The sequence below is a fragment of the Rhodonellum sp. genome, assembly GCF_030656585.1.
Taxonomy (GTDB): domain Bacteria; phylum Bacteroidota; class Bacteroidia; order Cytophagales; family Cyclobacteriaceae; genus Rhodonellum; species Rhodonellum psychrophilum.
Genome location: NZ_JAUSPP010000061.1, coordinates 35,203 through 60,897 on the forward strand (window position 1 = coordinate 35,203; position 25,695 = coordinate 60,897).

At 41.4% G+C, this 25,695-nt stretch carries 19 protein-coding genes; 9 read left to right on the top strand and 10 right to left on the bottom strand.

Going from position 1 to position 25,695, the window contains the following annotated elements:
* Positions 1–93: 93 nt before the first annotated feature.
* The 7 genes from Q7J63_RS15035 to Q7J63_RS15065 form a co-directional block, all read right to left on the bottom strand.
* Entirely contained in the window at positions 94–2,544 is a 2,451-nt protein-coding gene (locus Q7J63_RS15035; RefSeq protein WP_304887294.1) for a PAS domain-containing sensor histidine kinase, read from the bottom strand.
* Positions 2,545–2,598: 54 nt separating this feature from the next.
* Complete coding sequence (locus tag Q7J63_RS15040) at positions 2,599–4,149, bottom strand: CheR family methyltransferase (RefSeq protein ID WP_304887296.1); 1,551 nt, start codon at positions 4,147–4,149, stop codon at positions 2,599–2,601.
* Entirely contained in the window at positions 4,032–5,159 is a 1,128-nt protein-coding gene (locus Q7J63_RS15045; RefSeq protein ID WP_304887297.1) for a chemotaxis protein CheB, read from the bottom strand. Before Q7J63_RS15045 ends, Q7J63_RS15040 begins: the two co-directional genes overlap by 118 nt.
* A 523-nt stretch (positions 5,160–5,682) precedes the next feature.
* The gene (locus tag Q7J63_RS15050) at positions 5,683–6,384 is read right to left on the bottom strand and encodes a TetR/AcrR family transcriptional regulator (RefSeq protein ID WP_019600056.1); all 702 of its coding nucleotides are present in this window, start codon (positions 6,382–6,384) and stop codon (positions 5,683–5,685) included.
* Between the two features lie 223 nt (positions 6,385–6,607).
* Entirely contained in the window at positions 6,608–7,903 is a 1,296-nt protein-coding gene (gene tyrS, locus Q7J63_RS15055; RefSeq protein ID WP_304887300.1) for a tyrosine--tRNA ligase, read from the bottom strand.
* A gap of 385 nt (positions 7,904–8,288) precedes the next feature.
* A complete protein-coding gene (locus Q7J63_RS15060) occupies positions 8,289–10,133 on the bottom strand; it encodes a gamma-glutamyltransferase family protein (RefSeq protein ID WP_304887302.1) in 1,845 nt (614 codons plus the stop codon).
* 1 nt (position 10,134) lies between these two features.
* Complete coding sequence (locus tag Q7J63_RS15065; protein WP_304887304.1) at positions 10,135–11,178, bottom strand: carboxypeptidase-like regulatory domain-containing protein; 1,044 nt, start codon at positions 11,176–11,178, stop codon at positions 10,135–10,137.
* Between the two features lie 499 nt (positions 11,179–11,677).
* On the opposite strand from Q7J63_RS15065, the gene Q7J63_RS15075 reads away from it, so the two are divergent.
* Complete coding sequence (locus Q7J63_RS15075; RefSeq protein ID WP_304887307.1) at positions 11,678–13,219, top strand: DEAD/DEAH box helicase; 1,542 nt, start codon at positions 11,678–11,680, stop codon at positions 13,217–13,219.
* Between the two features lie 121 nt (positions 13,220–13,340).
* Here Q7J63_RS15075 and Q7J63_RS15080 read toward each other — a convergent pair whose 3' ends face one another.
* On the bottom strand, positions 13,341–14,570 hold the full coding sequence (locus Q7J63_RS15080; protein ID WP_304887309.1) for a serine hydrolase: 1,230 nt from the start codon (positions 14,568–14,570) through the stop codon (positions 13,341–13,343).
* A gap of 166 nt (positions 14,571–14,736) precedes the next feature.
* Here Q7J63_RS15080 and Q7J63_RS15085 point away from each other — a divergent pair, with 166 nt between their 5' ends.
* From Q7J63_RS15085 to Q7J63_RS15100, 4 genes are all read left to right on the top strand, one after another.
* Entirely contained in the window at positions 14,737–15,987 is a 1,251-nt protein-coding gene (locus Q7J63_RS15085) for an NAD(P)/FAD-dependent oxidoreductase (protein WP_304887310.1), read from the top strand.
* Positions 15,988–17,373, top strand: coding sequence for an NAD(P)H-binding protein (locus Q7J63_RS15090; protein ID WP_304887311.1), 1,386 nt, complete (start codon positions 15,988–15,990; stop codon positions 17,371–17,373).
* A gap of 83 nt (positions 17,374–17,456) precedes the next feature.
* A complete protein-coding gene (locus Q7J63_RS15095; RefSeq protein WP_304887312.1) occupies positions 17,457–18,413 on the top strand; it encodes an aldo/keto reductase in 957 nt (318 codons plus the stop codon).
* Positions 18,414–18,566: 153 nt separating this feature from the next.
* Entirely contained in the window at positions 18,567–19,499 is a 933-nt protein-coding gene (locus tag Q7J63_RS15100; RefSeq protein WP_304887314.1) for a YihY/virulence factor BrkB family protein, read from the top strand.
* A gap of 32 nt (positions 19,500–19,531) precedes the next feature.
* Here the strand turns inward: Q7J63_RS15100 and Q7J63_RS15105 are convergent, their stop codons facing one another.
* Together Q7J63_RS15105 and Q7J63_RS15110 are read right to left on the bottom strand one after the other, a co-directional pair.
* A complete protein-coding gene (locus tag Q7J63_RS15105) occupies positions 19,532–19,825 on the bottom strand; it encodes a hypothetical protein (RefSeq protein ID WP_019600042.1) in 294 nt (97 codons plus the stop codon).
* Between the two features lie 93 nt (positions 19,826–19,918).
* On the bottom strand, positions 19,919–22,333 hold the full coding sequence (locus Q7J63_RS15110; protein WP_304887317.1) for a BamA/TamA family outer membrane protein: 2,415 nt from the start codon (positions 22,331–22,333) through the stop codon (positions 19,919–19,921).
* A 17-nt stretch (positions 22,334–22,350) separates the two neighbouring features.
* Between Q7J63_RS15110 and Q7J63_RS15115 the strand changes: the two genes are divergently transcribed.
* From Q7J63_RS15115 to Q7J63_RS15130, 4 genes are all read left to right on the top strand, one after another.
* On the top strand, positions 22,351–23,091 hold the full coding sequence (locus Q7J63_RS15115; protein WP_304887319.1) for an RNA methyltransferase: 741 nt from the start codon (positions 22,351–22,353) through the stop codon (positions 23,089–23,091).
* A gap of 59 nt (positions 23,092–23,150) precedes the next feature.
* Positions 23,151–24,155 carry a bile acid:sodium symporter family protein gene (locus Q7J63_RS15120; RefSeq protein WP_019600039.1) on the top strand — a complete coding sequence of 335 codons (1,005 nt, stop codon included), beginning with the start codon at positions 23,151–23,153 and terminating at the stop codon, positions 24,153–24,155.
* 231 nt (positions 24,156–24,386) lie between these two features.
* Complete coding sequence (locus Q7J63_RS15125; RefSeq protein ID WP_304887322.1) at positions 24,387–24,899, top strand: META domain-containing protein; 513 nt, start codon at positions 24,387–24,389, stop codon at positions 24,897–24,899.
* A gap of 8 nt (positions 24,900–24,907) precedes the next feature.
* The gene (locus tag Q7J63_RS15130) at positions 24,908–25,693 is read left to right on the top strand and encodes a PhzF family phenazine biosynthesis protein (protein ID WP_304887323.1); all 786 of its coding nucleotides are present in this window, start codon (positions 24,908–24,910) and stop codon (positions 25,691–25,693) included.
* The last annotated feature ends 2 nt before the right edge of the window (positions 25,694–25,695 follow it).

The window sequence follows — 25,695 nt, forward strand, 5'->3', positions numbered from 1 at the left end:
GGGCTTTTGGCCTTTTTCCACAATTTACCCGTATTTTTGGCGGAGCCAATTTTGGGTCTCCAGATTGAGGATGAAAAGCATTGTTTCAAAAAGTTAATTCTGCTGGTTTTCACCATTGGATTTAACTTTTTGTTTGAAAAATATTTTGAAGGTTGTCCCGACACCCACTTGGCTTTCCACCTCAATTTTTCCGCCCATGGTCTCTACTTGATTTTTGGTGATGAATAAGCCGATTCCTCGGGCATCCGGATGATTGTGGAAAGTCTTGTACATCCCAAACAGTTTTGATCCATATTTTTCCAAATTAATGCCCAAACCATTGTCTTCTATGCTGAGCACCAAATAGCCATTTTGAGTTTTGGCGGAGAGTTTGACATAGCTTTTTCGATTTTCTGCTTTGTATTTTATTCCATTGGTGAGAAAGTTGAGGATCACACTGTCCATATAGGCTGGCAATCCCATGATTTCTGTGTCAGGTTTTACTTGATTTTCGATGGCTACGTTTGCCTCTTTGGCAATCGAATAAACATTCGTCACCGCACTTTCAATGACTCTGGAAAGGTTGATGGTGATCAAATTCTCTTTCGATGAACCCATTCCAACTACCTGTGCAAGGTTATGTAAGGTCTCACCAAGATTTTCGGATGCCAGAAAAAGCATGGAAAAAAGTTGGTTCTCTGAAAATTCCGGATGTTGGAATTTAAGAACATCCAGCAGGCCTATGATATTGGCGGAATGGGTCCTTAGGTTATGGGAGACGATGTGTGCAAAATTTTTAAGTCGCTCATTTTGTTCCTTGGTAATTTGAAGATAACTGTTGATTTCTTCTTCTTTCTTTTTCTTTTCGGTGATGTCGGTAAGATATCCGTCAAGCCTTATTGGTTTTCCTTCGGTATCTGCGATTACTTTTCCCCTGTTCAAAACCCACTTTATTTCCTTGTTTTTGGCGATAATCCGGTATTCCTTTTCGAATGAACCCACAGTATCCAATTCCTGATAAATTTCATCCACCACGGATTTGTCATCAGGGTGTATTGATTTTTTCCAATAAGAATTGTCTTTCAGGAATTCGGCCTGCGATATCCCATAAAGTTTTTCAATGGATGGAGAGGCAAAAAGCATTTGATAATCAATCAGGCTTAGGGACCAAACTACGTCGGTCATTTCATTCAAAATACTCTCAAGTTTGCTTTTGATCCCTTCTAGCGCATGGCGTGTTTCAATTTCTTTGGTTATATCGGAAATAGAAAAAACCACGGAACTTGGTTTTCCATCCTCGAAATTTAAAGGGGCTGCATTGATAAGAAGTATTCTTTTTTGCCCATCTGGCCTCTCGATACTTTGGCAGATGTTATTGACAGGCTTTCCGGTTTTCATTACCAATGAGAAAGGAAGCTGATCGTCCAAAACGGGCTTGCCTTGAGGATCTGTGATTTTCCATCTTGGGTCATTGATGGTTCGAGAAATCACCTTGTCTACTGACAATCCAACTAAATTTTCAAGAGCCTTGTTGGCAAAAGTAATCCGTCCATTTGCATTCACCTCCAAAACCGCCGAGATATTGGTCTTCATGATCTGACTCAAAAAATATCTTTCACTTTCCAAGGCTTCCTTCAGTGATTTTTCAAGTGATTTTTGGGGAGTGATGTCCCATTCGACACCGATAAATTTTAGAAGGGCTCCCTGGCTGTCGAAAATGGGGTCTATGGTGACCGACAGCCAATATTTTTTTCCGGATTTTGAATAATTGAGGATTTCCTGGGTAAAAGGCTTCAACTCTTGGATGCCTTTTCTCATGGCGGCAATATGCTCAGGATCAGTTTCGGGACCTTGTAAGAAACTACCTGGTTTTCTCCCTTTGATCTCTTCTAGGCTAAATTCGGTTAATTTTTCAAAAGCTTTGTTGACATATTCGATTTGACCGTAAACATCAGTGATCAAGACCAAATTGTCCGTATGGGTTGCAATCAGGGAAAGGTCCTGAATACTGGATTCCAATTTTTTTTGTTCGGTGATATCCACTACTGTGAGGATGCATTCCTCCCCACTTTCAGTCAGAATACCAGTGACATACGCAAATACTGGTGCTTTACCGAAGGAAGATAAAGTTAATTCGCAAACCTCCTTTGCTTCAGATTTGAAAACATTGGAAAGAAATTGCCTAAAAATCGGTTTCGAGCTTTCAGAGACATAAATGCCAAAAGGTGTCTTTCTTAACCGGGAACGCTCTTTTCCAATCATTTGCGAACCAAAAAGGTTTACTTCCAAAATAATACCTTCCTGAGAAAGCGTAAAATAACCCGAGGGTGCAAAATCGTATAATTCAATATATTTATCCGCTGCATTTTGTGCATCGATCTTCGCGCGTATGAGTTCATCATTTTGCAATTCGAGCTCAATCTGATGCACCTCAAGTTCATGGATCAACTTTAAGGTTTTCGCGTCCAAGTTTGTTCCCTCCATATCGGGATGGCTGGTTTTTAATAATTCCTCCGCCTTCTTTCGAAGGAATTCAGATTCTGTTTTTTTACCTGTATCTTTCATAATTGCCTTATGCTTTAAATCGTGATACTGCTTTGCTCATTTTATAAAAAAATACTAGTGGTCTTTTTTTTCCTTATGCAAGGCTTCATTGGCACGTTTCAGTTCTATTTCCAGCTTTTTTGCAATAGTAATGTCAGAGAAGGTAATCACCAAACCATCGATCCGGTCGTCAAGGGTCCTGTAAGGCATTATTCTTACATTGTACCATTTTCCACCTTTTGTGATGGAGGCCATCTCAATTGGTTTTAGAGATTTGAGGACTTCCACCGCATGATTTCCAATTTCCGGATATTCCAAGTCAGAAACAAGATCGGTGAAGGGTCTTCCAATATCTGTTTTGCGAAGCTTGAATAAATTGATGACAGCATCTGTGTATCTTCTGATATTCAAACTCTTATCCAGAAATAGTGTGGCGATCTCTGTGCTGTTAAGCAGGTTTTTCATGTCATTGTCCGCTTGGACAAAGTCACTGACCTTGCTTTGCAATTCAATGTTGACCGTCTGCAATTCTTCGTTGAGGCTTTGCATTTCCTCTTTGGAAGTGGTGAGCTCTTCGTTTGTGGATTGCAGTTCCTCATTGGTGGATTGCAATTCCTCATTGGTGGATTTAAGCTCTTCCTGTGAGGTCTGCATCTCCTCCCGGAGAACCCTCATCTCATCGTGGCAGCGCTTTAATTCCAGTTCATCCTCCTTTTTTCTTTTGCTTGATTTATGGGGATCTGATTTGTCTGTGCTTGACTCGCCCTCCTCTGTCTTGGGAGGAAGATCATTAAATACGATCATGACCATCCCCCTCAAAGCATCCGGTTTTTCTATTTGTTGGATGGTGACCTTCAGGAGTTGTCTCCCTCCATTGGTTCCGACCTTGATCCCATCCAAAATGACAGGTTCAAAACCATTCATTGCCTTTCGAAAAGCGCCGGGCAATTCGTTCTGTAAGCCTTCCCTTGCCATGGCATGGATGTTCCAGTTTGCTTTACCAGCCACCGGTTCCAGGTATTTACCGGTTCGACCCGTGATGTACAAAATGTCGCCTTTGCTATTGACCAAAACACTGGCGGGGGAATAGGTTTGCAAGATGATTTGATCGGCGAGTGCTTGAATGTTTTCTATTACCTTTGGTTGGTTTTTCTTTTCGGCTGTCACAGTTTTGTTTGGATAAAAAGCACTTGGAAAATCAAAGAGTTCGGTTTCCGAATTTGTGATTGTCCTTTTATAGATTTTAAGTTTGTTATCAATGGCTTCAAAACCTTCGTTTTGGTTACCGAGGGTTTCTGCGTTTCCCAAAACCAGGATTCCTCCCGGGTTCAGGCTGTAATTGAACAATGCGATCAGTTTTTTCTGTAATATTGGCTCCATGTAGATCAGCATGTTGCGGCAGGAGAGAATATCCAATTTTGTAAAAGGGGGATCCTTGATCACATTCTGGGGTGCAAAAATCACCATTTCCCGAATGCTGTTGTTCACCCGATATCCATCACCTTCGCTTACAAAAAACCTATTGATTCGATCAGGAGAGACATCGGCAACAATATTGGCGGGAAAAAATCCCTTCCTGGCTTTATCGATGGCATCATTGTCGAGATCTGTTGCAAAAATCTGCAAAAACAGGTTCTTCTTTTTTTGATTTTTTCTTTCGCTTCCGTAAAAATCATCGCCAATGAATAAGCTTCCTCGCCAGTGGAACAGGCAGGAATCCAGGCCCTCATGATATAGTCGTCAGGCAAACTGTTTATCAAGTCAGGTAAAATCTCGTTTTTGAGTTTTTCCCAAACAGGGGTATCCCTGAAAAAACTGGTCACACCGATCAACAATTCCTTGAAAAGAATCTCTACCTCCTTTGGGTTTTCTTGTAAAAACCGGACATAGGTTTGAATGTTGTCTATCTGATGGACACCTTTTCTTCTTTCTATCCTTCGAAACAAGGTGTTTTTTTTATATAAAGAAAAATCATGTCCCGACTGTATCCTTAGGAGAATGATTATTTTTTCAAGGTTGCTTTTTATTTTGGATTCCGTCTCTGAAAGGGGGTTTTCGATGGGGATGAATTTATTATAAGAGATCAACCTTTCTGGGAGTTCATTGGCTGGGGCCACGATATCCACAATTACTGCCTCTATAGCGCTTCGCGGCATTGCATCGAATTTTGCGGAGGAGGGTTCTTGTACAAGTACGATCCCATTGTTTTCCTTGATTGATTTTACCCCAAGACTACCATCGGAACCCATACCGGAAAGGATTACCCCTATGGCCAACTCATGTCGATCCAAAGCCAAGGACCTTAGAAAAATATCGATGGGCAAACGAAGGCCTCGGGACTCGACTGGGTCAAACAAGTGCAAAGTACCTGAAAGGACCGAAAGGCTTTTGTTGGGAGGGATTACATAGACAACGTTTTGCTGAACTTTCAAATTGTCAGTGGCCTGCATCACCCGCATCTTCGTGATGCGTTGCAACAACTCCGGCATCATGCCCACATGATTGGGATCCAAATGGGTAACAACCACAAATGCCATTCCCGTGTCGATAGGCATATTGCCGAAAAATTGCTCCAAGGCTTCCAGTCCCCCCGCCGAAGCACCGATGCCCACGATCGGGAAGGTTTTGTGTTTCAAAAGGTTTAAGGAATGATTTTTGGATGACTTTACCCCCATATTCTTGTTGCTGACTTTGCTTTCTAGTTGTATACTTTTTTTCTTGTCTAATAAAAAATCAAGGATATTGTCTGTCAATAAATCAACCTATTTATCTGTTAACAAATGGTTTTTCTATTTAGAAACCCGTTCCATGAAATAGCGCATATTGTGTTAAACTTAAGTTTTAATTTTGGAGGTTACTGTTCATTTTTCTTTCCACAACTTTAAGTTTTAATCTACAAAATTTTACGGATTAATTTGCATTGAAACATAAATTCAGTAAAAAAAACCTGTTCATTCTTTGTTTTGAAAAATTAAATTTCTTTAAGTCCGTGTTTTGGATGGTCAAAACCATTCCATTCTAAAAACGATTCATTGTCAGCCAGTTGGTGACCGTTTTTGACTTCACCACATCTGGTTTGAATTCCAGAAATTTGGTTGGATTTTCAAATTCAAATTCCCTACAGCTGAACTCCGAAAGTCTATCTCAAAAATCCAAGTGTTAAAATAAACTTCCTTGTACGATTTGTGGCCTTTGGGCTTGAATGGTCCCTTTGAGCATATCTTGCATCAATTTGATAAAGCCTGGTTTCCAGTTGTCGATATTGATCTTGATTTCTTTTCCCTCATAAGTCACGGGGCCTATCAATCTTTCGTATCCGATCATCATGCTCCAAAGCGTGTAAAAAGTGATGTCTGGCTGCAATTCTGGACGGATGCTGCCATCTTTGATTCCTTGAGAAACAATTTGTATCCCTATTTTCCCAGAATCATGGTGGATTTCCAAGAGTTTTTGGAAATGGACACTTTCTAATATAAGGGGATCGATATTACTCCTTAAACTTTCGTCATTATAGAGATTCATGATGCCCATAAAATTCAAAATACAAGCATAGTACATTTTGTTTTCTTGGGTAAAATCAATGTACTTCAAAACGAGTTCATTGATCATTTCCATCCCCGATCTTCCCTTTACTTTGTTTACCTCTTTAAAAATGCCTTTGAGGTTTTCAAAAGCCAATTTGGTGACAGCCATGTAAAGATCTTCTTTGTTTTTGAAATAAAAATAGGTCAGTCCCTTGGATATCTTTGCGCCCTTCGCCACCTCATCCATTTTGGTTTGATGAAACCCCTTTGAAATAAACAGTTTGATGGCCGATTCTAAAATGACTTTTTCCTTTTGTTGCCTTTCTTGTGCTCCCATGGTTCAATTGGATTCGAATGTTATTCAAATATATTAAATCTTGGTCAGAAAATTCAATGTGAGGATTATATTTGGACCAAACTACTGATTTCTAGACTGAAAATATTAAGCTTTCATTTTGTCAATTTTCTGATTTGCCTTTTGCAAAAAAGGCAAGCACGGAATTTTTTTTAAAATTCCGTGCTTGCCAAGGTGAAATGGGTTTGAATAGAAATTCTACAACCTATTTTTTTATTTGAATGATAAAGTAGTGCTTTTTACCTTTTTGAACCAAAAGGTATTGATGCTGAAGCAATTCAAAAGTCAAGGGAGCATTTGGATCAGTGATTTTTTGCTTGTTGATGCTGACTCCACCACCTAAAATCATTTTCCTTCCTTCTCCCTTGGAAGGGAAAATCAAGCCTTTTGATTTTTCGCTCAAGAGTTCCAGAACATTTTCAATAGACTCAAATTCTTCCATATCAATCTCCACCAAAGGAACGCCTTCAAACACCTGCAAGAATGTTCGCTCATCCAGTTCGGCCAAGTCTTCCGTGGAAGATTTCCCAAAAAGGATTTCAGAGGCTTTGATGGCCATGAGGTATTCTTTTTCGCTGTGGACCATCGTGGTCACGGCCTTGGCGATTTCTTTTTGCAAAATCCTCAAGTGGGGCGCTTGAAGATGCTCTTTTTCCAGATTTTCTACGGTTTCCTGATCCAGCGTGGTGAAAATCCGAATATATTTGGAAGCATCCTCATCGGACACATTCAACCAGAATTGGTAGAATGCATAGGGAGAAGTCTTTTCTGAATCCAACCAAACCGAACCGCTTTCTGTCTTCCCAAATTTGGTTCCATCTGCTTTGGTAATCAAAGGTACCGTCAATGCATACGCATTTCCCCGTCCCATTTTCCGAATCAATTCGGTTCCTGTCAGGATATTTCCCCATTGGTCAGATCCGCCCAATTGTATGCTGACGTTCATGTTTTTCCAAAGATGGAAAAAATCATACCCTTGGATCAACTGGTAGGAGAATTCGGTGAAGGAAAGACCATTTCCATCTTCCAGTCTTCTTTTGACCGAATCTTTGGCCATCATGTAATTGACCGTGATGTGTTTGCCCACGTCCCTGATGAATTCCAAGAACGAAAACTGCGACATCCAGTCATAGTTGTTGACCAATGCGGCTTTGTTTTTCGATTCGGTTTCGAAATCGAGGAATTTCCCCAACTGACCTTTAATGCAGGCTACATTGTGGTCCAAGGTAGCCTTGTCCAATAAATTCCTTTCATCTGATTTGAAACTTGGATCACCGATCATTCCTGTTGCCCCACCGACCAGGGCAAAGGGTTTGTGCCCAGCTCTCTGAAAATGCAGGAGGGTCATCACGCCCACCAAATGACCAATATGCAAAGAATCGGCGGTTGGATCGAATCCAAGATAGGCCGAAGACATACCTTTATTCAAGTGTTCTTCGATATCCGGTGACATATCCTGGAGCATTCCCCTCCATCTCAATTCTTCGATAAAATTATTCATGTGCGTCGCTTTAATTTTCAAAGCTGCAAATATAGGTTTTCTGACTAGAAGTTGGAAGAAAAATTAAGGACATCACAACGCTTAGCCCTTCTTAAAAACTGAAAGGCAAGGGCTTAAACCCGTAATATGCAATAGGTTTTCAAATGGGATTGAAGCTGAAAGAAAATCAGAATATTGGGAGCATAAATCCCGATACCAATAGGGTGAAGTTGAAAATAATAAATAACTGAATGATTATCAGTTGTTTGTAATATTGAATTGAGTTCGCAATGCATAAAACGGGTTAAAATTGAAAGAAATCCAAGTTTTTTTCAAGCGGCATAAAAAAAGCATTCCCAGAAATCTTCTGGAAATGCTTTTGATCAAGGTTGGATTTGAAATTAAATCACCAAGCGATACCATAATCTTCCCCATGATTGCTCGAACCACCCCAGAAAGTACCATGTTTCCAGTCGAACCAAATGGCATTCAAAGGACCTGAAGTCTTCTCCAAAAAGTCCATTTTGTAGCCCCTTTTTTTCAAATCACCTCTGGTCCAGGAAGGGATTTGGGTGTTGAGCGTAATCGCCCCAGGCTTGCTTTCGTGTGCTCCAAATGAGGATTGCATCTGGTAACTGTTGAAATTCGCCGCTTCGGCCGCCTCTTGCACGGTCATGTCGAATTCAACCACGTTGAGAAACATTTGCAAAAGATTTTGATCCTGGGTGTCTCCTGCCTGCACAGCGAAGGAGAAATAAGGTTTTCCATCCTTTAAAGCCATGCTCGGCGTTAAGGTGACCCGAGGTCTTTTTCCTGGCTCCAATACATTGAAGGGATTCAATTTCTCATCCAAAACGAAACTTTGCATTCTTTGGCTCAATCCAACACCGGTATTTCCGGCGATGGTGGCGGGAACCCAGCCACCTGATGGGGTCACGGAAACTACCCATCCTTCTGCATCGGCAGTTTGGATGGAAGTGGTGCCTGCCAAGAAACTCTCCAAAAAGGGATCGTCTGGACCAAGGATCGCAGTGCCGTGATTGTTGTAGGCAATAGCTTCATTTTGCTTTTCAAGCAGGTGCAGAAATGGGTTTTTTTCTCCCTGAAAAGGGTAGGGGTCACCTGGGCCTATTTCGGGATCATTGATGGGTTTGATCAGTTTTGCCCTTTCTCTTGCATATTCTTTGGACAATAGGCCTTTCATCGGACTTTTGGGTTCAAAAGCCGGATCTCCATAATAAAAATCCCTATCCGCAAAAGCCAAATTCATCGCTTGGTAAACGGTATGGATATAATTGGCCGAATTGTAACCCATTGACTTCAAGTCAAAATTTTCCAATATGTTTAGGGATTGAAGCATGGCGGGACCCTGCGTCCACTCTTGAAGCTTATACACATCAATTCCTCGGTAATTGACCTGAAGGGGTTCTTCTATTTTCACCTTCCATTTTGCGAGATCTTCCATCGTAAATAGTCCTCCTTGTTCCCGGGTTCCACGCACGATTTCTTCAGCGATATCTCCTGTATAAAAACGGGCGTAGGCGGCATAAATGGCTTCCTTTCGGTTTTTTCCTTGGGTCAATGCTTCTTTCTCGGCATCTACCAGTTTCTTCAAGGTTTGAAAAAGGTCTGCCTGTACGAATACTTCACCCGGGTATGGAGCTTCTCTTTCTTCTCCCAGGTGCGGCAAAAACACTTTTTTGGAGTAAGGCCATTCTTTGATGTGGTGTTTTTGATTTTCAATGATAGTGGCCGTTTGTGCCTCGATGGGATATCCTTTGGCCATTTCCATGGCTGGAGCCAAGACTTCAGCCAAACTGAGCGTTCCATATTCTGCCAACATGGTCATCAATCCTCCTGGGGTTCCCGGAGTGGTGGCGGCCAATGGCCCAAATTCCGGGGGATAGGCCATGTCTTTTTCCTTGAAAAATTCAGGGGTTGCACCGGTTGGCGCCACGCCCATGGCATTGATGGCGATGACTTTTTTGGTTTTTGGATTGTAAATAAGGGCTTGGGTTTCACCACCCCAACTCAAGACATCCCACATGGTGCAATTGGCGGCAAGGATGCCACAGGCAGCATCAACGGCATTCCCGCCTTTGTTGAAGATCATGGACCCGGCAGTGGCAGCAAGTGGTTTTCCAGTGATGGCCATCCAGTGTTTTCCATGTAGGGGAGGTTTCTGGGTGGTCTGGCCCATAGCAAGGGTTCCGCTTAGGGTCAAGGTGATGAGCAGTATTAATTTTCTCATATTATTGGTTTTCGGTGGGTTTGGGCATCAGGGGTTCAAAGCCTTCAAAAAGGCTGTTGTACTTCGTGAAAAGCACAAAAAGACTTGATGTTTCCTTAAGGTTGACTTTATTTTGCGAAGCGAAGGCTGTCATTTCCGATGCCTTTTCTCCAAAAACAGGCATGAGATTTTTTTTGTTTTTGGGGATTTCGATGAGGTTTTTTCCCTGTATATAATAATAGGTGTCTCTTTTTAAAATTTGATCGTCCTTTTCGCCGATCATCAATGCGGTGTTATAGTTGGATTCTTTGATGATTGCCTTTGTGCGTCTTACCAAAGGCATTTCTCCATCGACCAAGACCTCAAAAAACCCGGAGATGGGAGTTCCATCTTCTTTCAGGTCCATTCCGTTTACAAAATAACGGGGGATTTTATGATGGGCATCGATCCATACAATATTCCGGATCTTTAGACCTGGGATAATCCTCACCTGATCAGAATCTGCCGCCCTGATTTCAAACATGTTGGAGTTGATGTTGTACCGTACAAAAAAGCCCTCCATGACCTCCATCTTGTCATACAAAAGAATGGAAGCTTTGCTCCAATTGGGATCCAAATAGAAATCACCAATTAATTTTTTTGGTTCTGAAGGAATGCCATAAACGGCGTTTCCGCCCAGAAAATTGGGTCTATTGATAAACAATTCTGCCACATTGGTGGCCCGAATGGTTTTTTGGAGGGCTCCGGATGGTGCTTCATAGCCCATTGGAAACAATGTGATGGTCCCTAAGGACAAATCTTCTTTTACGTTGATTTGGGCTTGATAAGACTGGAATCCTTCCGCATTGATGTTGAGGACAAATTTCTCCATTTTTACCTTTTCGATCGCAAATTCTCCGTTGGATTTGGATACTGCTGAGAAAGCTGTTCCCTTCAGGGTAATTGCAGCTCCTTGGATCATTTCGCTGGTCAAGCCATTCTTCAAAGATCCTTTTATACTGAATTGTTGTGCAACCAATCCCTGGCTGATTAAAAAAAAGAAGGCAAATGCATACCGTATTTTCATTTTCTTGTTGTTGATGAATACAAATTTAACTTGAAACCAATTGATAAACTTAAGGTAAGAAAGGGAATGTTTTGTAATATGGCCCCTAAGTCATACATTTATAAATATAATGATTGATGCTTAATTTCTCCATAATTTACTGATGTACCTAATTTTTCTTTATTTAATGAGCGGGATTTACATCTTTGCTGGAATAATGCACTTTGTTAGGCCACGAATGTATCTGAGAATTATCCCGCCTTATCTTCCTTATCCCAAATTGCTCAATGCACTTTCCGGTGCTTTTGAAATTCTTTTTGGGATTGGGTTGTTATTTGAGAATACGCGGTCAATCTCGGCCTTTGGAATCATTTTGCTTCTTTTGGCTGTTTTTCCCGCAAATCTCTACATGTACCAGAGGGGGGCCAAAGGAATTCCCAAGTGGGCATTATTATTACGATTACCCCTGCAATTTCTTTTGATTGTTTGGGCTTATTCTTACACTTAAACAACAATTACATTGAATTTCAATAGTTTTAATTTTGAATCCGCACTGAAGGAAGGTCTGGATGCAATGGGTTTTGAAAAACCCACTCCAATCCAGGAATTGGCGATCCCAGTCATCATGGGAGGCAAAGACCTTATCGCATGTGCACAGACAGGAACGGGAAAAACAGCCGCTTTTATTTTGCCTGTTTTGAACAAAATAGCCAAAAGTGGTGCACCAAATCTCAATACACTTGTTCTGGCACCCACCAGAGAACTTGCCATACAAATAGATCAACAGATACAGGGATTTGCCTATTTCCTCGGAATATCTGCCATTTCCATATATGGTGGTGGAGACGGAATCGTCTGGGAGCAGCAAAAAAAGGCACTTGAAGAAGGGGCCGAAATAGTCGTAGCGACTCCTGGTAGGCTTATCGCTTTGTTGGCAGGAGGAAAGATCAAGCTGGACAGTCTTGAACATTTGATATTGGACGAAGCCGACAGGATGATGGACATGGGATTTTCTGAAGATATTCTCAAGATTGTGAATTATCTTCCCAAGAACAGGCAGACCATACTTTTTTCAGCAACCATGCCTTCCAAAATCAGGCAGTTTGCAAAACAAATCCTCCAAGATCCGGAAGAAATCAGCATAGAACTTGGAAAGACCGCGGCAGGAGTTACCCAGTCTGCTTATGTGGTTTACAATACCCAAAAAGAAGAATTGGTAAAGCATATCCTCAAACAGAGAGATTATGAAGCGGTCATTATTTTCTGTTCCACTAAAGACAAGGTGAAAAGCCTGTTCAAAATCTTGAAAAAGGATTTTGAAGTAGAAGCATTTCACTCTGATTTAGAGCAAGTTGAACGTGAAAAAATCATGTCAAGGTTTAAGAACAGAACCCTGAAAATTCTTGTGGGAACAGATATTATATCCAGAGGAATCGATGTGGTAGGAATTGAATTGGTTATCAATTTTGACACCCCAAATGACCCTGAGGATTATGTGCACAGAGTCGGTCGTACAGCCAGAGCGGATAGCAAAGGGGAAGCGATTACCTTTATCAATGAAAAAGACCAGTTCAAGTTTTCGAGCATTGAAAACCTGATTGGCATGGAAGTTACAAAACTGCCTTTGCCAAAGGGATTCGAAGAAGGGCCAACTTATTCGGCAGGAGGGGGGAAACCAAAAGGAGGTTTTGACAAGCCAAAATCAGGTGCCAAAAAGAAATTCCCGAGTAAATCCGGCGGTTCAAAATTCGGTGAAAGAACAACAAGTTCAGGAGAAAGACCCCAAAGACAGGAAACGAGAAGCCCAAGGACAGAAGAAAGAAGCCCAAGGTCAGAGGAAAAAAGAGAAGGCACAGAGGAAAGAACCCAAAGGCCGAGAGCCAATGTGGAAATTGCCCAGCAAACTCCAGCCATTGAAAAAGCCAAAGAGGTGAAATCAGAAGAAAGGACCTTTAAAACAAGGGCGAATTCAGAGACCATTCCAGAACCAAAACAACAGGAAAAGCCAAAGAGCGAATCCAAATTTGGAACAAGGACAAACGTAATCAAAGATCAGGAATAGTAATTTCAATACCTGACAGCAAGCCTTATATGACACGAAGCTTTAATTCGTAATCCAATTACGATAAAGCTTTTTGTCATGAGAGGTATCTGTTAGAATTCACTTTTTTTGCCTTCATTGATTATTTGGGAAGGCTTTCTAATATCAACTTGATCAAATCTGCTTTTTTATCATTTTTGATCCATCTGGTGACGACCACAAGATCGTTTTCCTCATCTACATACACCATATTCGTTCCCGCACCGAGGTGGAAAAATGCTTTTTCAGGAGCAGCAGGGATTTCCTTCTTGTCTGTGTTTAGGAAATAATTCATGAATCCATAGTTGGGTTGCACTGGACTGGGTACTCTTGATTTTTCGATCCATTGTGGAGAAATGACTTGTACGCCGTTCCAATTGCCTTTGCGCAAGGTCATGTACCCAAATCGGGCTTGATCCATGGCACTGATAAAAAGCCCACCACCCCAGTGGGAACCACCACTGACAGATTGCATGATCTGCCCATCCAGGATAACAAATGAATTTTCATAACCAGTCCATCTCCATGTGGGACTTGCACCGATTTTATCCATGACATTTTCTCTCAAGACCACGGGCAAGGGTTTTCTCCAGACATTCATGATTGCCAATGCAAGGACATTGACTCTGGTATCGTTGTATTTGTAGACCGTTCCAGGTTCATTCCTTTCCCGGGTAAGCCACTCTTCCGAGTTCCCCTGCGGTCTATCCGCCCAATCAGGTTTCCCCCAAAGTGTTCCTTCCCAGTCTGAAGTTTGACGCAAGAGATGCTCCCATGTGATTTTTTTGTTGTGGGGAGTGGCGAAAAGGTCAAACACATCCTCTTCCATCAAATGATCTGATTTATTCATCAGGGCTTTGTTTGGATCGTAAGGAATGATTGGTCCAATGTAGGGATGGACCAAATCCTTTTCACTATGGATCAATCCTTTTTCCACAGCCAAACCAACGGTGGTGGACAAAATGCTTTTTGCCACGCTGAAAGTCAAATCGACTCTCTCTGTGTCTCCCCATTTTCCAATGATATAGCCTTTGTAAATGATCAGCCCGGCAGCTGATCCCCTGTCTTTCATGGGACCCACAGGAAATCCAAGGGGCTCTCTTCCAAATGCGCTTTGGTAATGGGCCAATTTCAGGTTTTTGTCCGCCTCACTTTCGTTGTCGATGGCAAATTGGACGGCTTCATTGATTTTGGAAGCACTGACTTTCAGTTCTGCCGGTCTTTTTTCTTCCCAAGAGCCCATTGGAGGGAAGTAGGAAGTTTGTTGTCCCTGCAAATCAGGAGAAAGCGAAATCAGAAAAGAAATAAGAAGTAGCCGGAAGGAGAATCTCATGGAGAAATGGGTTTGATCGGGTTTAAATTACAAATTTCTTTGCGTCATCAAAAAGTAAATTACAGGATTAGGCAATAAAATCCTTAATTGGTACCATAGAAAAAGTTAAATTGAATCTTTAAACAATTTCATTGGATATTGGTCTTTTAAATAAACAAACTACATCATGAGTGAAACAAAGGTTTATATTGTTGGTGCAGGGATTTCGGGACTGATCGCCGCATATGAATTGGAAAGAGCGGGAATTTCTCCTGTAATACTGGAGGCTTCTGATGGCGTTGGGGGTAGGGTGAGAACGGATGACGTGAATGGATTTCTTTTGGACAGGGGTTTTCAAGTGCTTTTGACGGCTTATCCTGAAGCCATTCGCTATTTGGATTATCAGGAATTACACCTCAAAACCTTTGATCCGGGAGCGGTGGTGATGAAACCCGGAAATCTATTCACCATTCATGACCCCTTGCGGCAGCCTTCAAAGGTCATCAACATGGCATTTTCTCCCGTTGGAACCTTGAAAGACAAAATCAAGATTTTCCTATTGACCCAATCCCTCAAGAAGAAAAGCGAGGAAGAGATTTTTGCTGAACCTTCCATGAGCACCTTGAAGTTTCTTCAACAATATGGTTTTTCAGAAAAAATCATAGAAAATTTCTTCAAGCCATTTTTCAAAGGTATTTTTTTGGAAGAAAATCTAGAGACATCATCAAGGATGTTCAAGTTTGTTTTCAAGATGTTCGGTATCGGCAATGCAGCAGTCCCTGAGTTGGGAATGCAGGCCATTCCGAACCAATTGTCCCAAAAACTGCAAAAAACCACGATCAAGCTGAATACCCCTGTCGAAAAAATAGAAGGAAATCAGATCATATTGAAATCAGGGGAAAGGATATTGGCTGACAAAATCATCATTGCCACTAGACCCGATTTGTTGCTGCCACAGTTGTCCGGGCAATTCAAGCCAGACAGGAAAGTTATCAACCTTTATTTCTCACTGGAAAAATCATTTATGATTTCTCCAATGATTGCCCTTGTGCCGGATGAAAGCTTTTTGAGCAATAATTTGGTTTTCATGACCGATGTGAGCCCTGCCTATTCCAAGGAAGGAAAAGCGTTGCTTTCCGTCTCGGTCATCAAAAATGTGGGTGTCGATGATTCCCTAGCCAAAAAAATAGCAATTGAAATGGAAGCCTTAACAGGAATCAAGTCGGAACATTTCAAATGGATAAAAACCTATGAAATCCAAGAAGCGCTGCCGGATCTGGATGACCTCCAGAATAGTATTCCCTTCAGCAATACCAAAATAATGGACGGCGTGTTTTTGGCGGGAGATTACTTGCTGAATGGCTCCATCAATGCGGCGATGACCTCCGGAAGAAAGGCCGCAGAAGCTTGTTTATACAGTTTACAAAACCCACATTAATTGAAAAAGTCAGTCGCAATAGCAGGTGCAGGTGGATATATCGGAAAATGGTTTATTGACCAATTTAAGGACAAGTACCACATAGTAGCCCTAAGCAGAAGAGAAGTCGATGTCAACCCGGACCCAGATGTGGAATGGAGGCAAGTCGAACTCTATTCGATCACTTCGACCACCAAAGCATTGGAGGGGGTTGATTTTGCGATCTATCTCATTCACTCCATGAGCGCTTCCACCCGGTTGAACCAAGGGAATTTTGAAGATACGGATCTTTTGTTGGCGGACAATTTTGCCCGGGCTGCCGAAAGCAATGGCATCAAACAAATCCTGTATATGGGAGGTATCCTTCCCAAAGAGGTTTTGGAAGAAAACATGTCCGTCCATTTGAGAAGTCGATTGGAAGTTGAAAAAACTTTGGGCAATAGAAAACCCGCACTTACCGCATTGCGGGCTGGAATTATTGTTGGCCCAGGAGGATCTTCCTTCGACATGATCAGGAATCTTGTCAAAAAACTCCCCATTTTGGTCTGTCCAGCCTGGACCAATTCTAAAACCCAACCCATTTCACTTAAAGATACGCTTACCATCATGGATGCCTGTCTTGGAAATGAAAATGTTTATGGAAAATCCTTTGAAATCGGAAGTCCCCAGGTGATGACCTACAAGGAAATGCTGATTCAAACGGCAGAAGTGATGGGCAAAAAGCGATGGATTTTCTCGGTGCCTCTCCTTTCAATTGGTTTTTCGAAACTTTGGGTGAGTTACTTTGGAAATAGTCCTACAAAACTGGTTTATCCCTTGGTTGAAAGTCTCAAGCATACCCTGACTGTGTCGGAGGAACTGAAATTTGAGGAGAAGGAAATTGATTATCTCAGTTATAAGGAAAGTGTGGCAGTGGCTTTGGATCCGAGCAACAAAGTTTCGAAATCTCCAACCTTTAAAAGAGACACTGCCGTTAAAAATACGGTTAGGAGTATCCAACGCTTGCCAAATGCCAGAAGAAAAAGTTCACTTTGGGTAGCCAACAGGTATAAACTTTGGTTGCCGATTTACTTTCGCTTTTTGATCAAGGCCAAGGAAAATGAGAATGGCGACCTTGGATTCTATTTGTTAAACAGCTCCAAACCCATGTTGCAGTTGACATGGATCCCAGACAGAAGTGATGTAGAGCGGCAATTGTTTTACATCACGGGAGGCTGGTTGGTCAAGCGTTTTGATTATGGCTGGTTGGAATTCAGGGAGGTTTTGGGAGGAAAATACATCATTTCTGCTATTCATGAATTTGTCCCCAGATTGCCTTGGTTGCTCTATTTGAACACGCAGGCCAGGTTGCATCTTTTTGTGATGAACAGTTTTAAAAAATATTTGGTCAAACTTAGGGAGTATTGACGATATTCGGAGCTTGCTTGGATGAAGTGCAGGTTCCAATCGAAATCCCAAACAATATCTTTACATCATAAATAATTTTGAATATGAAAACAATCACTTTTAGCAATGGCGATCAAATCCCGATTTTGGGATTGGGAACTTGGAAATCAAAACCAGGGGAAGTTTATCAAGCTGTACTTTGGGCGATTGAAGCAGGATACAGACATATAGATTGTGCTGCTATTTATAACAACGAGAAAGAAGTAGGAAAAGCCCTTCATAAAGCATTTGAGGACGGTTTGGTGAAAAGAGAGGAAATGTTTATCACCTCTAAACTTTGGAACAATGCCCACAGAAGGGAAGATGTGAAACCGGCTTTGAAACAAACGTTAAAGGATCTCCAGCTGGATTATCTCGATTTGTATCTGATTCATTGGCCAATAAGTTTCAAAGCGGGAGTGGGGTTTGCCGAAATCCGAAAGGATTTTTATACTTATAGTGATGTTCCGCTGTCTCAAACGTGGGCGGCCATGGAAGAGGTCAAAAAACTCGGCTATGCCAGAAATATCGGAGTCTCCAATTTTAATATTACAAAATTGGGAGAAATCCTGAAAAACTGCACCGAAAAACCAGAGATGAACCAAGTGGAAATGCATCCTTACCTTCCACAGGAAAAACTGGTGAATTTTTGCAAATCAAATGGAATTCACCTAACAGCATATTCTCCATTGGGTTCTGGGGATAGGTCTTCTGAGGCAAAAAAACCTGATGAGCCGATACTATTGGAAGATAAAAAGATACGGGTTTTGGCAGAGAAACATCACTGCAGCGCTGCTCAAATCCTGATCGCATATTCGATACATCGGGACATCGTCGTGATCCCCAAATCCGTCAATCAGGAGCGGATCAAACAGAACTTGGAAGCCACTAAAATCCAATTGGATGAAGGAGATTTTGAGAAATTGAATTCAATTTCAACGAGGCATAGATTCATTGATGGCTCATTTTTCACGAAGGGGCAAAGCCCATACAAGATGGAGGATTTGTGGGAATTGGAATGAAAAAATAATAATTCCATAAAAGATTGAATCAAAAGTCAAAAGGTTATTTATTCAAATTGTCTATATTTTTTGTGAAATGTGGTTAAATTTGTGAGATTCCAATTTAGAGAAAGAATAATATAATTCTTTTGACTTTATTTTAGAAAGAATTCCATGATTAAACGATTTAAAGAGCTGACTTTTTTTCAAATACTGTTTGATAGCGTAAAAAATTTCGGCAAAAGTGATTCTATGATTTTTTCTGCTGGAACCGCTTTTTACACCATTTTCAGTTTGCCGGCTTTCCTGATCATCATCCTTAATATTGGGAGCACATTTTACAAAGAATCCAGGATTAAAGAGGAAATATTGTCCCAAGTCGGCGAATTGGCAGGGGAGGAGAGTGTTGCCACCTTGGAAAACATCATGGAAAATATCACCCAAAGTTCTGGGGGAATGATTTCCAATATCATCGCCATCTTTGTTTTGGGTTTCAGTGCCACCACTGTCTTTGTAAGTTTACAGAATGCCATCAATCACATTTGGCACATCAAAGCAAAACCCGAAAAAGGGATTCTAAAATTTATCATCAATCGGTTGTTGAGCTTTTCCATGGTCGCCTCTATTGGTTTTATTTTACTGGTTTCCTTGGTTTTGGATGCGCTGATTATTGTGTTGTTTACCTATTTCGATTATTTTCTGGAATCGGTGACCGTGTATTTGGTTTCTATTATCCATTTGGTCCTAGCACAGGCATTGCTGGTGGTGATATTCGCTTTGATGTATAAGATCTTGCCAGATGCCAAGGTAAGGTGGCGAGATACCTGGATGGGTGCTTTTGTTACGATGATCCTATTTGCCGCCGGCAAATATCTGATAGGCTTCTACATGGGCAATACTGATTTTGCAAGTGCATACGGTACTGCTGGATCTCTTGTGGTCCTTTTGGTTTGGGTATATTATTCAGTGGTGATTTTCCTTTTCGGTGCCCAGATTACATATTATATCGCTGTAAAAACAGGTGGCGACATTATTCCACTTTCTCAGGCGGTCAAAGTGGAATTGAGAGAGGTGGAAGAAAGCGATGAAAGTTTGGCAGACAATTGATCCCCAATATCGGCTTTTAGAGTGAAATTTTTTTAGGCCTTGTTTAAAATTCTGGAAACCAACATTTCCCACTCCTCTTCAAGGCTAGTATCTGGTCTTTTTTCACCCGCCCGCCGATACCAATAATCCGCATTCCAAATATCCCCTTCTTTTCGATGGAGATACGCATGTACCCTTGCAGACAATAAATCCGTAGGTCCATCCGCCAAGTCATGGGCCTTTTGCCAATCATTCTTGGCATCATACCACAAGGATGTAAGTTGGCTTGAGATTCCTGAAGGAGGGAAGTCTGAAGCCAAGGATTGTTTGAATACTGAAACTGTCATTACTTTAACATTGAGAACCTTATTTTTCGGAATGTTTTGATCTCTGGTAAGGCTAATTTCTTGTTTTTAATTTTCATTCCCAAAAAATGAGGATTAAAAAGGATAGCCGATTCCGACATTGAAGACAGTTTGTCCTTTTTCTCCCAAAAACCGATTGAAAAAATTACCCAAAATGAAACGTTCTCCGGTAACCCTGGCTGGATCTACCGCCTTGACGCCCATGTCCAATCGAAGAATCAAGAAATCGAAATCCATTCTCAATCCGATTCCCGTGCCCACGGCTAAATCTTTGTAAAATTTGTCTATTTCAAAATTTGCTCCAGGCCGGGTAGGATCGGGAGCAAAAGTCCATGAATTTCCCACATCAATGAAGAAAACCCCATCAAAATAGCCATAAATTTTGCTTCTCAATTCGAACATTCCCTCAAATAGGATTTCTCCCGGCTGCTCAAATCGATAATCGAAAGAGCCGTCTTCATTTCGGTCTGGTGTATAAGAACCAGGACCCAAGCGTCTGGGCTGCCAAGCCCTGATTCCCGTGCTTCCTCCCGCAAAGAAATATTTTTCATAAGGCAATACGCCATCGCTTACACCATAAGGTTTGGCAAGCCCGAGATTGAGTCTATAAGCAAAAGTTTGTTTTGGGGTCAGGGGAATGTATCGTCTGAAATCCGCCTGAAATTTAAGAAATTGGAAATAAGCCAGGCTCCTTCTGTCCACAAAATCTCTTTTCACGAAATTCAAGGTCGACCCTCCGCTTTCAAAAAACAGGCGCAAAAGAGAAGCATTCGTCCTGTTGAATATCCCGTACTGATTGAAATTGATTATGGCCTGACCTGAAATGCTGCTGACATAAGAAGGTAAAAAGGAGTTGATGAGGTTATTTCCTTGATTTTGAAGGTTTTCCAGTAAAACTCGAAAATCATTGTTGAGACTGGATCGGATAAAATTCGCATCCAATAAATTGAAAGTAAATTGATTTTTAAGATTCCGGGTATTCCAATTATAGGCAAGAATTCCATTCAAACTTTCTCGGGTATATTCTTGCCGGTTGACGTAATTGTACCCCACCAAGGCTCTGGTTCTGGGGTTATATCGGCCAAATTTTTCCAAGGAAGTAATTTTCAGGGGAAATAAGAATTTCGGGAAAATAACGGATGCTGAGGTGTTCAACTCCCGACTTCTAAAAACTCCGCCTTCTCCGGTCGCAGAAACCACGCCTTCCAGTCCTGCCCGGAAATTGAATTCAAAGATTTCAGCTCCCCGGAAAAGATTCCTATTCCTCAAAGAATGACTGAAAAAAGGGCCTGGTATCTGTTCTGTAATGCTTGCCCCGAGTTGGTTGGTGATTTGGTATTTTTGGTTGGGTTGGGTGTATATTTTTGGTTGCAGGATGTTCCCAACGGTATCGAAGGCGATATTGACAAAACGAAAAAGGTCTAGATTTGCAAGTTGTCTTTGGGTTTCCAATACCTCCGACCTGCTATAAAGGTCTCCTTTGTTGATGAAAATCCTTGAGGAGATGATTTTTTCCGAGTACTTGTCATTGTAAATATTGAATTTGATGTCCCGAAAGGTAAATTTGCTTTCCTTTTCGAAAAATTCATCAGTAGGCGACTCAATGAAAAACTGGATCGAATCAAAGTAATATACTCTGTGATTGCCCTCATAACTGGGTTTTCGGATAAGCTGTTCTATGGTTAATGATTTTTCGACAGTGTCTTTGTAGACATTGAATTCAATGTAGGATTTTGAAAAAGTATAGTAACCATTTTCTTTGAGGAGATCTTCGACCCTTTGTCTTTCTCGTGTAAGCTGGGTTTGTTCATATCTGGATTTTGATTTGATTAGGACTTTTGACGCATTCAATTCCAACAGACGATATATCTCCGGATCATCTGAACGCGTGTAAAAGGAGTCGATTATATAAGGCTCATTTTCGGTAATGAGGTAAGTGACTTTGGCTAATTTTTTTGCTTTTTTTACCTCAAAATCAACGTCACTGTCAAAAAAACCATTGTTGGACAGGTAAAAATCCATCTGCCTGGCTGTCTCTCGTGTAATGACACTGTCATAAATGACTCTTGGATTTCCGGTCCGCATGAAAAAATTCCCGTATTCCAATTTCTTTTCGATGGATGAAATCTGGCTATTGATCTTGTTGAAACGTTTTATCTGCTGGTTACTCAGGGACTCATTTAGAGCCAAGTCACTGAGTACTTTCTTTTCCGCTTCCAATTTGATCATTTTGTTCTCATGCTTGGTGCTGTCAAAGGTCCACTCGCCAAATCGGTAAATAGAAACACCCACGGATGTATTGAGCAATGGGATTCTAGTATTTGGATTTTGTTGGATCAGGTTCGCAAGGGCGTTTTTATCACTTTTTTTAATCCCCTTGATTTCAACTTTGTTTACTAAAAATTGATCATTTCTCAGTCCCTTGGTCAAAGAACATGCAGAAATCAAAAAAAGAAGAAGTATAAAGTTTATATATTTGGCCTTATTCACGAGAAGTTATATACCGGATGTTAAGCAAAAATACGCTTAAGTTTATTAAATCCTTGCACCAGAAAAAATTCAGGAAACAAGAAAACTCTTTTTTTGTGGAAGGTGAGAAAAATGTGATGGAATTGTTGGCATCTGATTTTGATGTTACCCATCTTTTATTCACCTCAAAGTTCGGGAACGAACATTCTTCCTTGATTTCTGATTTTAATGGGGAGGCGTTTGAAGTCACACAAAAGGTGCTGGAGTCTGTTGGATTTTTTCAAACCAACGATGTAGCACTTGCCGTTGCCACGACCAAAGCCAATGCTCCTTTAGAAATAAGACCCAATGATTTGATGTTGGCATTGGATGATGTACGTGACCCCGGAAATCTGGGAACGATCATCCGGATCGCCGATTGGTATGGAATTCAAAACATTGCCTTGTCCACGGAGTCCGCGGATTTTTACAATCCAAAAGTTTTGCATTCCAGCATGGGCAGTTTTACCAGGGTGAATGTTTATTATACTGACTTAAATACCTTTCTGCCGAAATCAAAACTCCCTGTTTATGGCGCATTTATGGAAGGGGAATCCATTCACGAAGCGGAACTTACGCCATCTGGAATCATCCTGATGGGAAATGAATCCAACGGGATTTCGGACGCATTGGTGCCCTTGGTGACCAAAAAACTTACCATTCCAAAATTTGGGAATGCAGAATCCCTCAATGTGGCCATCGCCACGGCAGTAATCTGTGACAATTTCAGAAGGAAATAGGAAAAAATTGTTGCATGCTCCTTTTATTCACCAAAAATCACCGGCTAAATATTTTGTAAATGCCTAGTATTCGAGAAACGCTTAAGCGTGTTGGCCTCAACACTTTTTTCTTCTTATTGATAGGGGTGATCTTTCTGGCCAGTTTTTTTCCAGAATGGGGAACATCCGATGGGGCTTTGCCTTGGAAAACAATCACAGGGGCAGGCATTTCCATCATTTTCTTTTTTTATGGCGTGAAATTGAGTCCACAAATGCTTAAAGCCGGACTTTCCAACTGGAAGCTACATGCAGTGGTACAATCGACCACATTTCTAATCTTTCCTTTGGTTATCCTTCTTCTTTATTGGATTTGGGGCAATGAAGGCTCTTACATCTGGTTAGGGGTGTTTTATTTGGCTGCATTGCCTTCCACCGTGTCCTCTTCGGTGGTCATGGTGTCCATCGCGGGAGGAAACCTTCCTGCAGCGATCTTCAATGCAAGCATATCGAGTATTGTCGGCATTTTCATCACCCCTTTGTGGATGGATTTACTTTTGCCTGAAACTGCCGTGGCTTTTGAGTTGATGGATACCTTTATCAAATTGAGCCTTCAGGTGATTTTGCCAGTGGTTTTGGGATTGTTGCTCCATTCGTATTTGATCGGTGTTGTAAGTAAATATGCCACTGTCTTGAAGAATTTTGATCAATTGATTATCCTTCTGATTGTGTTTACCGCTTTTGCTGAATCTTTTGCCGAAAAGATGTTTGAAGGCCAGACTGCTTCGGAATTGCTGCTATTGGGATTTTTGATGTTGTCCTTTTTTCTGTTTATGCTGGGCTTGATGCATGTTATTTCCAAAGCTTTTGGGTTCTCGGATCCGGACAGGATCACGGTTTTGTTTTGTGGGAGTAAAAAATCCCTCGTCCAAGGAGCGGTTATGGGAAGGGTGATGTTTCCGGACCCCGTTGTTTTTGGGGTGATTTTACTGCCATTGATGATGTATCATGCCTTGCAATTGATCGTGGGGAGTGCAATTGCCCAACGTATGGGCGAGAGAAAAAAGCAAGGCGCTGGTAAAATTTGACAATCCTGCCCAATGGAAAATTGGAACACGGGATACGATCATTTCTTTCAAAACGTTTTAAACTGGATTTCTTTCTGGAGTTGAGTTTGTAAAATCAGTCTATTCGGGGATTAACGGATATTGCCGATAGGATGAAGGCAAAAATTGTAATCAACTGAAGCATATGAAGCAATTCCAGGACGGAATAGAATTGGTAATGTATAACACGGTCAAAAGTATAAAAAGAACGCCATGAAAAAACTGCTGATTGCTTTCGGCTTTGCATTTACGGTACTGGCTTGTGCGCCTGAAGGTCAGCCAGGTTGTCCTGTGGTCTATGAAGTCAAAAAAACAAATGTCGGGATCCAAAACTCCTGGAGATTGATTGGGTTTCGAACCAAGGGATCTGGGTTCATTGATTTCCCACCTTGCGAAGCCTATTCATCCTATGGAAATGATGTGGACAATTTGCTGATACGTCTTAACCTGACAGAAAACCAAAGCGGTGATGGGGATTTTGAATTGACCGGGAATGGCATTTCCAACTCAATCAGAGGAAGCTACCGCTTGGGACAAAATCAAACGATAGGGACTGTGGGAAATCTGTCTACTACAAAAGTGGGCGGGTCAGCAATAAATACGGCTTACGAAAACAAGTATTTTCAGGCCATTGTGCTGATGAACAGTTATGGTATTTCGAATAATATCCTCACGCTGGAATTTGGTGAGGGAAATGAGGAAATGATTTTTGTATCTATAAACTAATCCAAATAATGAATTTGAAAATCTACCAAGTGGATGCTTTTGCAAGCAAGGTTTTTGGCGGTAATCCCGCAGCTGTTGTTCCATTGTCATCCTGGTTGGAGGATGAGTGCCTTCAGCAAATTGCGATCGAGAATAATCTGTCCGAGACGGCATTTTATGTCAGGGAAGGAAATCATTTTACGCTGAGGTGGTTTACGCCAACCGTAGAAGTGGATTTGTGTGGCCATGCTACCTTGGCAGCTGCCCATGTACTTTTCCAGCATGAAGGCTTTCAAGGCGATGAAATCGAATTTATGTCACCAAGATCGGGACCGCTTCATGTCAGAAAGAAGAATGATGTCTTGCAATTGGATTTTCCGGCCGATGATTTCAGTGAAGTGGTATTGGTAGAAAGTTTACACATGGGATTCCAACCCAAGCCGATTGCTGCTTTCAAAGGAAAAACAGATTATCTGCTGCTTTTTGAAAATGAAAGTCAAATACAAAATCTCAAATTCGATATCCCCAGTATCGCCAAAGTCAAAGCAAGAGGAATCATCGTCACTGCCCCTGGAAATGAAGTTGATTTTGTTTCCCGTTTTTTTGGTCCACAGGTAGGAGTGGACGAGGACCCGGTCACCGGATCCGCACATACCACCTTGACTCCTTTCTGGTCCGAAAAACTCGGTAAAAATGCCTTGACTGCTATTCAAATGTCTCCTAGAAAAGGGGAATTGACTTGTGAATTGGCCGGCAAGAGGGTTTTGATTTCCGGGAAAGCGGTGACCTATTTGATAGGCGAAATATTTATTTGAGG

Coding starts and splice junctions, on each gene's coding strand:
- Q7J63_RS15100 (WP_304887314.1), top strand. CDS start 18,567: ATGATTAAACGATTTAAAGAGCTGACTTTTTTTCAAATACTGTTTGAT.
- Q7J63_RS15125 (WP_304887322.1), top strand. CDS start 24,387: ATGAAAAAACTGCTGATTGCTTTCGGCTTTGCATTTACGGTACTGGCT.
- Q7J63_RS15035 (WP_304887294.1), bottom strand. CDS start 2,544: ATGAAAGATACAGGTAAAAAAACAGAATCTGAATTCCTTCGAAAGAAG.
- Q7J63_RS15120 (WP_019600039.1), top strand. CDS start 23,151: ATGCCTAGTATTCGAGAAACGCTTAAGCGTGTTGGCCTCAACACTTTT.
- Q7J63_RS15085 (WP_304887310.1), top strand. CDS start 14,737: ATGAGTGAAACAAAGGTTTATATTGTTGGTGCAGGGATTTCGGGACTG.
- Q7J63_RS15095 (WP_304887312.1), top strand. CDS start 17,457: ATGAAAACAATCACTTTTAGCAATGGCGATCAAATCCCGATTTTGGGA.
- Q7J63_RS15060 (WP_304887302.1), bottom strand. CDS start 10,133: ATGAGAAAATTAATACTGCTCATCACCTTGACCCTAAGCGGAACCCTT.
- Q7J63_RS15080 (WP_304887309.1), bottom strand. CDS start 14,570: ATGAGATTCTCCTTCCGGCTACTTCTTATTTCTTTTCTGATTTCGCTT.
- tyrS (WP_304887300.1), bottom strand. CDS start 7,903: ATGAATAATTTTATCGAAGAATTGAGATGGAGGGGAATGCTCCAGGAT.
- Q7J63_RS15130 (WP_304887323.1), top strand. CDS start 24,908: ATGAATTTGAAAATCTACCAAGTGGATGCTTTTGCAAGCAAGGTTTTT.
- Q7J63_RS15065 (WP_304887304.1), bottom strand. CDS start 11,178: ATGAAAATACGGTATGCATTTGCCTTCTTTTTTTTAATCAGCCAGGGA.
- Q7J63_RS15115 (WP_304887319.1), top strand. CDS start 22,351: ATGTTAAGCAAAAATACGCTTAAGTTTATTAAATCCTTGCACCAGAAA.
- Q7J63_RS15105 (WP_019600042.1), bottom strand. CDS start 19,825: ATGACAGTTTCAGTATTCAAACAATCCTTGGCTTCAGACTTCCCTCCT.
- Q7J63_RS15050 (WP_019600056.1), bottom strand. CDS start 6,384: ATGGGAGCACAAGAAAGGCAACAAAAGGAAAAAGTCATTTTAGAATCG.